Source organism: Pseudorhodoplanes sp. (assembly GCF_035565855.1).
Classification (GTDB): Bacteria; Pseudomonadota; Alphaproteobacteria; order Rhizobiales; family Xanthobacteraceae; genus Pseudorhodoplanes.
Genome location: NZ_DATMRX010000303.1, coordinates 1 through 7390, shown reverse-complemented (window position 1 = coordinate 7390; position 7390 = coordinate 1). Strand labels below are relative to the sequence as shown.

At 64.6% G+C, this 7390-nt stretch carries 8 protein-coding genes and 1 pseudogene; 6 read left to right on the top strand and 3 right to left on the bottom strand.

The annotated features are described in order from the left end of the window. A pseudogene (locus VN004_RS17555) lies at nt 1–235 on the bottom strand (hypothetical protein); the annotation flags it as partial. 266 nt (nt 236–501) lie between these two features. On the opposite strand from VN004_RS17555, the gene VN004_RS17550 reads away from it, so the two are divergent. From VN004_RS17550 to lpxK, 6 genes are read left to right on the top strand one after another with little or no spacing between them, the layout of a single operon-like run. Next, entirely contained in the window at nt 502–1854 is a 1353-nt protein-coding gene (locus tag VN004_RS17550) for a TldD/PmbA family protein (protein ID WP_325612761.1), read from the top strand. Continuing rightward, nucleotides 1841–2647: a 3'(2'),5'-bisphosphate nucleotidase CysQ gene (locus VN004_RS17545; RefSeq protein ID WP_325612759.1), complete on the top strand. Its 807-nt coding sequence runs from the start codon at nt 1841–1843 to the stop codon at nt 2645–2647. Before VN004_RS17550 ends, VN004_RS17545 begins: the two co-directional genes overlap by 14 nt. A gap of 17 nt (nt 2648–2664) precedes the next feature. Further along, nucleotides 2665–2916 carry a DUF4170 domain-containing protein gene (locus VN004_RS17540; RefSeq protein WP_325612756.1) on the top strand — a complete coding sequence of 84 codons (252 nt, stop codon included), beginning with the start codon at nt 2665–2667 and terminating at the stop codon, nt 2914–2916. Nucleotides 2917–2934: 18 nt separating this feature from the next. Continuing rightward, the gene (locus tag VN004_RS17535) at nt 2935–3648 is read left to right on the top strand and encodes a lysophospholipid acyltransferase family protein (protein ID WP_325612752.1); all 714 of its coding nucleotides are present in this window, start codon (nt 2935–2937) and stop codon (nt 3646–3648) included. Further along, a complete protein-coding gene (locus VN004_RS17530) occupies nt 3641–4945 on the top strand; it encodes a 3-deoxy-D-manno-octulosonic acid transferase (RefSeq protein ID WP_325612750.1) in 1305 nt (434 codons plus the stop codon). Before VN004_RS17535 ends, VN004_RS17530 begins: the two co-directional genes overlap by 8 nt. Beyond that, nucleotides 4938–5942, top strand: coding sequence for a tetraacyldisaccharide 4'-kinase (gene lpxK / locus VN004_RS17525; protein ID WP_325612748.1), 1005 nt, complete (start codon nt 4938–4940; stop codon nt 5940–5942). The genes VN004_RS17530 and lpxK overlap by 8 nt, the downstream gene beginning before the upstream one ends. Here the strand turns inward: lpxK and VN004_RS17520 are convergent. Together VN004_RS17520 and xseA are read right to left on the bottom strand one after the other, a co-directional pair. Continuing rightward, entirely contained in the window at nt 5926–6150 is a 225-nt protein-coding gene (locus VN004_RS17520) for a DUF2093 domain-containing protein (protein ID WP_325612763.1), read from the bottom strand. The genes lpxK and VN004_RS17520 overlap by 17 nt on opposite strands. Nucleotides 6151–6313: 163 nt before the next feature. After that, the coding region (gene xseA / locus VN004_RS17515; RefSeq protein WP_325612746.1) for an exodeoxyribonuclease VII large subunit at nt 6314–7390 on the bottom strand (1077 nt) is incomplete at its 5' end.

Sequence of the window (7390 nt, the reverse complement as noted above, 5' to 3'; positions counted from 1 at the left end):
ACAAACCGGGATCGGAATGGTCGAGGATAATGGAAGCGGCGGGGCCCGTCTCGGCCGGTACGAGCGTGATGCCGACAAAGGCATTCAGCGCTAGCCGGATTTTCATCCGCATCCCGCGTACTGCGCGCCGCAGCACCACGCGATCGCGGTCGAGTTCGACCTGTCGCATCTGGCCGTCCGCGCCGGCATCGCGTGCCGGAAAGCGAACTGGCAAAGTAAAGGGGTCGAGCCGCATGGTGCGGCCCGACCCGGCAGGCAAGGCCCCGCCGGCTTCCATTTGACGCCTCGAATTGCTCCCCCGGACTTTTGTCGTCCGTTATGAGCAGGACTTTGCCACAATGCCGTCGGAAAGCGCTTAAAAAGCTCGGTTAATCAGGCGTTTCGGGCACTTCCTCGATTCGCATGATTGACGAGTTCTTGCTGACTTGGGCCGGTTTGCACCATTGCTCCTAACCTGTTCTTGTCAGACACCCCGCCGCGCCCTAAATCCCCCAGGTGTCTATGCATTCCCTCCTTGATCAATCCGCCCTCAGCAACCTCGCCGAAGGTCTGGTCCGTGCCGCAAAAAGCGCCGGAGCGGACGCGGCCGATGCGATCGCCGTGCGTTCGATCTCGGTCGGCGTGGATATTCGCGAAGGTGCGGTCGAGGAATCCGAACGGTCCGAAAGCGACGATGTCGGTTTGCGCGTATTCGTCGGCAACAGGCAGGCCGTCGTATCGACCAATGATATCGTGCGCACGAATGCGAAATCGCTTGCCGAGCGTGCGGTGGCCATGGCGCGCGTCGCGCCCGAAGACCGGTTTGCCGGTCTTGCCGATCGCGATCGCTTGGCGCGCGATCGGCCCGATCTCGACCTGCTCGATCCCAATATCCCTGACGTCAGCACGCTTGAACAACGCGCTCGTGATGCCGAACAGGCCGCTCTGGCCGTCAAGGGCGTGACGAAATCAGGCGGCGCTTCGGCGGGTGCCGCGATCAGCGGCATGGTGCTGGTGACGAGCGACGGCTTTCACGGCTCCTATCTCGCCTCGCGCCAAAGCGTGTCGATGATGGCGATTGCCGGCGAAGGCACCGGCATGGAGCGCGATTACGATCATTCCTCGGCGTTGCATGGCGCCGATCTGGAGGCGCCCGAGGCGATTGGCCGGAGAGCCGGCGAGCGCGCGGTGCGCAGGCTCAATCCGCGGAAGGTCAAGACCCAGGCTGTGCCGGTGATCTTCGACGCGCGGCTGTCGAATACCTTGATCAGCCATCTTGCCAGTGCGGCGAATGGCGTGTCGATCGCGCGCAAGGCGAGCTTCCTGAAAGACAAGCTGGGTGAACGCATTTTTGCACCGGGCATCCGGATCGTGGACGATCCGCTGCGCCGGCGCGGCCTGCGCTCGCATCCCTTCGATGGCGAAGGCGTCGCCGTTCAGCGGATGGACCTCATCGCGGACGGCGTCCTGAAGTCATGGTTTCTCGACAGCGCGACGGCGCGCGAACTCGGGCTTGAGACCACAGGACACGCCGCGCGTGGCGTGTCCGCGCCACCCTCGCCAGTGCCGAGCAACCTGTATCTGGAAGCCGGCGCGCTGACCCCGGAGCAATTGATCGCGGAAACCGGTTCGGGCTTCTACGTCACCGACCTGATCGGGATGGGAACCAACCTCGTCACCGGAGATTACAGCCGCGGCGCCGCCGGATACTGGATCGAAAACGGCGAATTGACCTACCCTGTGAGCGAAGTGACCGTCGCGGGTCATCTCCTCGACATGTTCCGTTCGCTCACTCCGGCCAACGACCTGGCATTCAAGTTTGTGACCAATGCGCCAACCCTGCGGGTGGAGGGCTTGACGGTTGCCGGCCAATGAACAGCGCAGCGTGAATGTGGCATTGGCCGATGAACTCGGCGCGGCCCTGCGCGAGGCTGGCAAGATTGCGCTGAGTTACTTTCGCGGATCGATCAAGAGCTGGACAAAGGGGCACGATTCGCCGGTCTCCGAGGCCGATATCGCGGTGGACGAGTTCCTGCGCGCGCGATTGTCGCGCGACGACTACGGGTGGCTGTCCGAGGAAAGCCAGGACGACCGGGCGCGACTTAATTTCGAGCGCCTTCTGATTGTAGATCCGATCGACGGCACGCGGGCGTATCTGCAGGGCCGGGAGGACTGGTCGATCGTCGCGGCCGTGGCCGAGAAGGGTCGCCCGGTCGCGGCCGCCATTTATGCCCCGGTCAGCGATGAACTGTTCCTCGCAGCGGTAGGCGAAGGCGCCACTCTCAACGGCAACGCGATCCGGGCGACTGCCGGTTCCGCGCTGGCCGATGCGCGGGTCGCCGGGCCCAAGACCATGCTGGATCGGCTCAGCGCAATCGATCCTGCGACCGTCCACGAACCGAAAATTTTTTCGCTCGCCTTGAGGCTCTCCCGTGTCGCGGAAGGCCGAATCGACGCGGCTTTCGCCTCGGTCAATGCGCGTGACTGGGACCTTGCGGCGGCAGACCTTTTGGTGCACGAAGCGGGCGGCGCCATGACGAATTTCGCTGGAGAAGCGCTGGTCTACAACTTGCATGATCCCGTTCACGGCGCGATCGTCGCGGCCGGACGCGAGAGGCATGCAACGATGCTCGATCTGGTGCGCAGGCGCCGCAGGGAATTCGCCTGATCATCAGGAAAGGTGTCATGTCTCAACCGGCTGCGCAGAAACAGCTTCTTCATATCGTTCTTGGCGGCGAGCTGACGCGTCTCGACGATGTCGAGTTCAAGGATCTCTCGCAGGTCGATATCGTCGGAATCTATCCGAATTATGCGTCGGCCTATGCCGCCTGGCGCGCCAAGGCGCAGCAGACGGTCGACAATGCCCATATGCGGTATTTCATTGTCCATCTGCACCGCCTCCTTGATCCGGAAGCGCCGGGCTCGGACAAGCGCTGACGTCTGACGGTATCCGCTATGCTATCGTCACGCCGTCTTGCGCGCGCGCGCTGGGTGCAGAAAACAGTCGGTGTCATTGCCGCGGAATATCTGCGGTTCGTGCATCTCACCAGCCGCACCGTCACCGTGCCCGGCGACATCTATGAGCGCGCCGGCGCCGATCTGCCGGTCATCATCGCAATGTGGCATGGCCAGCATTTCATGGCGCCGTTCATCAAAAAGGACGGGCACAAGGCGAAAACGCTGATTTCACGTCACCGTGACGGTGAGATGAATGCGGTCGCCGCGGAGTGGCTAGGTGTTGAGACGATCCGCGGCTCGGGCAATCATGGCGGTGAATTCCACCAGAAAGGCGGGGTCAGCGCCTATTTCCAGATGCTCAATGCGCTTTCCGAGGGGTACAATGTCGCGTTGACAGCGGACGTGCCGAAAGTGTCACGGGTGGTCGGGCCCGGGATCATTCGGCTTGCCCGCGATTCCGGTCGCGCGATCTATCCGGTCGCGCTTGCCTCGAGCCGCCGCAAAGTGATGGACAACTGGGACCGGACCACAATCAATCTTCCGTTCAGCCTGATCGCGGGCGTGGTCGGCGATCCCGTCCGCGTCACTGCCAAAGCGAGTGAGTCTGAGCTGGAAGACGCGCGGGTGACGCTGGAAGCCGCACTCAACGCCGCGACCGAGCGCGCTTACGCCATCGCCGATCGCAAGGCCGAGGATTCGCCGCGTGGCTGACAGGCTGCCGATGACATTACGCGCGTACCGCCGCGCGATGTCGGCGGCCACGCCTCTTGCCAATCTGTGGCTCAAGCGCCGCTTGCGTCGCGGCAAGGAAGTGGCGGAGCGGCTTGGCGAACGGCATGGCCAGCCCAGCCTGTCACGCCCGGACGGCCCGCTCGTGTGGCTGCATGGTGCGAGCGTCGGCGAATTGATGGCGGTGGTCCCCCTGATTCAGCGGCTGCGATCGCAGGATGTCCGCGTACTGGTAACATCCGGCACCGTCACGTCGGCGAAGGTTGTGCAGGATCGCCTGCCGGACGACGTCCTGCATCAATTCATCCCGCTCGACGCGCCGCGGTTTGTCGGACGGTTTCTCAATCACTGGCGGCCCGACCTTGGCTTGTTCATCGAACAGGACCTTTGGCCGAACCTCATTCAGGCAGCGGCGCGCCGTCGTATTCCGCTGGTCCTGATCAACGCGCGGATGTCCGAGCAATCCTTCAAGGGATGGCGTTCGCTGAAGCGGACCGCCAAGGCGCTGCTCGGCAACTTCGACCTGTGCCTCGCGCAATCGACGCTGGATGGTGAGCGGTTCTCGCAGCTCGGCATGAAATCGGTGCACATCACGGGCAATCTCAAGCTCGATGTGCCGGCGCCGCCCGCAGATCCAGCTGCGCTTGCGGCGATGGGCCAGGCCATCATGGACCGGCAAATCCTGGTTGCGGCCTCCACGCATCCGGGCGAGGAGGATGCGATCATCGAGGCGCATCGTCGGGCGCGCAAGACGAGGCCGCGCCTGCTCACGATCATCGCACCGCGGCATCCGGAGCGCGGCGCGGAAATCCTGTCGCGGGCAGTCGCCGCGGGATCGCGCGGCATGTTGCGGTCGCGCGGTGTGATGCCGGACGTTCGGACTGACCTCTATGTCGCCGACACGATCGGCGAGCTTGGGCTGTTCTATCGGATCGCGCATCTCGTGTTCATGGGCGGCTCGATCGTCGAACATGGCGGACAGAATCCGATCGAGGCGGCCAAGCTCGGAAAGCCGATTCTTCATGGACCGAATGTCTGGAACTTCGCCGATATCTATGCTGCGCTCGATGCGGCGCGCGGTGCGGAGGAGGTCGAGAATATCGGGCATCTCGCGATGCGCATCGGCGATTTCATGAAGGATGCGGCTGCGCGCAAGGCGGCAGGCGAGGCGGCGATGCGCACTGTCGAGCGGCTTGGCGGCGCGCTCGACCGCACCTTTTCGGAGCTTGAGCCCTATCTGCTGCAATTGCGGCTCGGATATCAGGCGGCCGATGCGTGACCCTGATTTCTGGTGGCAAAAGCCCGGAATCGCCGCTTGGCTGTTATCTCCAATCGCTTTGGTCTATGGCGCAATTGCCGGCAGGCGCATGCGCGGTGCAGGCCTTCGCGTCGGCATTCCGGTGATCTGCGTCGGCAACTTCACGCTCGGCGGCACCGGCAAAACGCCCACTGCGATCGCGATCGCGACGTTTCTCGCGCAGAGAGGGGAGAGCCCTTTTTTTCTGACCCGCGGTTATGGCGGCCGCCTTGCCGGCCCGGTTCAGGTCGACCCAACGACGCATCGCGCCGCTGACGTCGGCGACGAGCCGCTGCTGCTGGCGCGCCATGCTCCGACGATCGTCGCGCGCGATCGTGCGGCCGGGGCGCGCTTCGCGCAGTTGGCCGGCGCGAGCGTCATCGTCATGGATGATGGTTTGCAGAACCCATCCCTTCACAAGGACCTGTCGATTGCAGTCGTCGATGCGGGCCGCGGTTGCGGCAACGGCTATGTCTTTCCGGCCGGACCGCTGCGTGCGCCGCTCGACACGCAACTCCTCCATGTTCATGCGGTCCTGTTCGTCGGAGAGGATGCGCCGGCAACTGAGATAACCGAGCGCGCGCGCGAGCGCGGTCTTCCTGTGCTGCACGGGCGGCTTCAACCTGCACAGGACGTTGTCGCTTCACTGCAATCGCAGCCGGTTTATGCCTTCGCGGGCATCGGCAATCCGGACAAGTTCTTCGCCACCCTGAGGCGTGCCGGCGTGACGCCACGGGTTTGCGAGGCCTATCCCGATCATCACCCCTATACCGATGGGGAAGCCGAGCGCATCGTCTCGCGCTGTGCGTCGGACAACCTCGTCCCCGTCACAACGGAGAAAGACCTGGCGCGGCTTTCGGGACGGGATGGGCCCTGCGGCAGGCTCGCAGCGATCGCGAAGGCGATACCGGTGACGCTGGTGCCGGACGAGCCTTCCGGACTGCCGAATCTGCTCGGGGCGCTCAGGAGCGTGCGTTGATCGTCTGCATCCGCTGCATGACCGCCTGCGGCGACGCATAGGCCTCCTGCAGGTCGACGCTCCAGTATTTCAGCTCTTCCAGGGGAATAGGAACGCTGGTGACCGCGCAGCGCACGAATGCGCCGGGCCGCACGATCCGGAAATCGCCGTCCAGGAACTTCACTTCGGCCTCGCCGGCCATGGGCGGGGGGCGGTCGAAGCGGTTCAGCACGTGGTTTTTCTCCAGGTTCCTGGCAAGGCGAAGCAAGCCGAAATGCTCAAGGGCATCAACATAATGGCAAGAAGACGAAGGTCAAAGGGACCGCGCCAACTTTCGACAATGGCTGATTTTGCGTCTGGTGAGCCGCGCGCAGGAACCTGAGGGCAGCACGTCAGCCGAACAGGCTGCCCTGATCCGGGCCGCCGCTGCCGCCCCGCAACTTGCCTCTGCTCCGCGGTTCCTTCTCCGCGGTCGCGCTGACGCGGCCGTCGGCGAATTCCACTTCGAGCGCCATGCCGGGCACCACCTGGGAGGCCGCATGGAGCGGAAATCCCTTGCCGTCGCGCACGAGGGCAAAGCCACGGCTGAGCACGGCCCGGTACGAGAACGCGTTCAGCAACTTGTCCGCCGATCGAAGCCGGTCGGCCCTGCGCTCAAGATAGATCGCGCTGGAGCGCGCACCCCGTTGTCCGAGCGTTACGACCCACTCGCGACATCGCTCCAGCCTCGTCCGCAAAAGCTGGGGCGCGAGCCGGACCGCGACCCGATCAAACTGTCGATGATGGATATGCGCGTTGGCCTGCAGCGCACGGGGCAGACGCTCCGCTGCGGCATCCAGGCGCTGACGCGGTATTGCGAGCAGGTTATCGAGCGAGGGAAGGGCTCTGGCGGCCGCTCGCAATTCGGTGCGCCTCGTCTCCTGTCCGCGCAGCCAGCAGGCGCTGACGCGGCGCGCCTGCGTCGCGATGCGCATCAGCAATTCGGAGCGGACCGGGACCGCCATTTCGGCCGCCGCGGTCGGGGTCGGCGCACGCCGGTCGGAGGCAAAGTCGATCAGCGTCACGTCTGTCTCGTGACCGACCGCGGAGATGAGCGGGATCATGCTGGCAGCTGCCGCGCGCACCACGATTTCCTCGTTGAAGCACCAGAGGTCCTCCAGCGAGCCGCCGCCACGCGCCACGATGAGAATGTCGGGGCGCGGGATTTCGGCACCGTCCGGTATGGCGTTGAAGCCCTCGATGGCGGCTGCGATCTCTTCGGCGGCGCCGTCGCCCTGCACCCGGACCGGCCAGACCAGCACGTGGCGCGGAAAGCGATCGCTCAGCCGGTGCAGGATGTCGCGGATGACCGCGCCGGTCGGCGAGGTCACGACACCGACGACGCGCGGCAGGAACGGCAGCAATTGCTTGCGGGCCTCGTCGAACAGGCCCTCGGCTGCGAGCTTCTTCTTGCGCTCCTCGAGCAGCAT

What these genes read in the sequence shown, in the direction of transcription:
- lpxK (WP_325612748.1), top strand. Translation starts at nt 4,938, where the DNA reads ATGCGTGACCCTGATTTCTGGTGGCAAAAGCCCGGAATCGCCGCTTGG.
- VN004_RS17540 (WP_325612756.1), top strand. Translation starts at nt 2,665, where the DNA reads ATGTCTCAACCGGCTGCGCAGAAACAGCTTCTTCATATCGTTCTTGGC.
- VN004_RS17550 (WP_325612761.1), top strand. Translation starts at nt 502, where the DNA reads ATGCATTCCCTCCTTGATCAATCCGCCCTCAGCAACCTCGCCGAAGGT.
- VN004_RS17535 (WP_325612752.1), top strand. Translation starts at nt 2,935, where the DNA reads ATGCTATCGTCACGCCGTCTTGCGCGCGCGCGCTGGGTGCAGAAAACA.